General features: G+C 22.0%; 4 protein-coding genes. All 4 read left to right on the top strand.

Annotated features, from left to right (window positions below; all coding sequences use genetic code 11):
- Nucleotides 1-345, top strand: a 345-nt coding sequence (locus tag BUA86_RS16175) for a hypothetical protein (protein ID WP_178300438.1), incomplete at its 5' end; no start/stop codon positions are given.
- A 47-nt stretch (nucleotides 346-392) separates the two neighbouring features.
- A complete protein-coding gene (locus BUA86_RS16170) occupies nucleotides 393-569 on the top strand; it encodes a hypothetical protein (protein ID WP_178300437.1) in 177 nt (58 codons plus the stop codon).
- Nucleotides 566-904 (top strand): hypothetical protein, encoded by a 339-nt coding sequence (locus BUA86_RS15925; protein ID WP_072934145.1) that lies wholly within the window; start codon nucleotides 566-568, stop codon nucleotides 902-904. Before BUA86_RS16170 ends, BUA86_RS15925 begins: the two co-directional genes overlap by 4 nt.
- Nucleotides 905-1,060: 156 nt before the next feature.
- Nucleotides 1,061-1,543: a hypothetical protein gene (locus tag BUA86_RS15920; protein WP_072934144.1), complete on the top strand. Its 483-nt coding sequence runs from the start codon at nucleotides 1,061-1,063 to the stop codon at nucleotides 1,541-1,543.
- Nucleotides 1,544-1,581 lie beyond the last annotated feature (38 nt).

The following is a 1,581-nucleotide window of genomic DNA, read 5'->3' as shown; positions in this document are numbered from 1 at the left end:
ATTATATATTTTTTACCATCTAACGTTAGTAATATCTTTATAAAAGAAATAAAGGATAACGATAATAATTACTTTATATTAGATAAAGAGGATAGTGATACATATATAATATATTTAGATAACTCTATTGAGAATTTTTGGGTTAAACATACTAATAGAGCTGTTTTTCTAAATGGTAAATTAATTCCTTTATATTTTGTTTATGATGAATACTTTTCATTTGCTGAAGAAGGAAAAGATGTATTAAAAAAATTAGGAACAGAAGATAGTATTCATAAAGTAAGTTATATCCGAGATAATGTTTTTAATGTAAAATTTAATTTAAATGGAGAAATAGTAAAATAATATAACTAATGTAAAAAGAAATGAAGTTCAGTAAAATAATACAGATAATGATATTATTGATTTTTCACTTACAATTTTGTAATGCTCAAAGTAATATGCTAAAAGCAAAAGGGCATACTGCTGCTGCAAAATTATTCCAGACATCTACAAAAAATGGAACAGTTATTAATAATGCTATTCAAACTAAAACTAGTGAGAACGTAAAAAAAGTATTTGGATTATGACAAAAGAAGTACAAAATGAAATTTTAACTTTTTTATTGATTTTATTAGTAACCGTAGTAATAATAACTGGTATTGTATATTTTATAAGTGCTAATGATAAAAAGAATTTAAAAACTATTAATAACTCTTTTAACTATACTAAAGGAATTGTTACAAATAAAAATACCTATAAAGCACACTATATAAAAGTAAGATATATAGTAAATGGTAAATCTTATATAGAATCTGATGGAATTAACACAGAAGACAATGTAAGTGAAGGAGATAGTGTTGTTGTAAAATATTCCACGAAAAAGCCCGAACTTATGATTACTCAATTTAACGATCAGTTTTAAAACATAATAAAAAATATTTTTTAACAACCAAAAGCCAGCTATCTGCTGGCTTTTGGTGTTTTATGGTGTAGCTATATTTTATTAAAGAAATCTAACCTACTTTTAACACATAATTTTTTAAAATATTGAATGGAACATATCTGTTGATAAATAATTATGATAAAATATAAATTAACTAAAAGAAAAAATAAAATAAAAGGAGTTGTTCTTAATACTTCAAAAGAATTAACTGTTCTTATTAATAATCCTGTTGATTATCAAATTGACGGCTTATTAATTATTAACAATTCAAAAATTGAAAAAGAAAGCCTTGTCTTAGATGAACTTAAAGATTATATAATTACCGATAAATTTAAATCGATATGTATTAAAAATAATTATCAAAAAATAGAATATAAGAATTTTCAAGATCTTTTTTACTATTTAAAAATAAATGAAATTTTTTGCGAATTATCTCTTACTAAAGAGGATTCTATTTACATAGGAAGAGTAATAGATATTAAACATAATTCAATAGATATAGATTTTTATACAACAGATTTTAATCTTTTAGATAAAGCATATGTATTGTTTGATGATATTACAACTATAAAAATATTTACTGATTACTCTTTAACGTTTAAAGAATTTCATAAATAATTTCCTAACGTTTATAGTCCATTACTGTTGTAAAGAAA

It is taken from the genome of Chishuiella changwenlii (genome assembly GCF_900142565.1).
Taxonomy (GTDB): domain Bacteria; phylum Bacteroidota; class Bacteroidia; order Flavobacteriales; family Weeksellaceae; genus Empedobacter; species Empedobacter changwenlii.
This window is presented reverse-complemented; position numbering and strand designations above follow the sequence as displayed.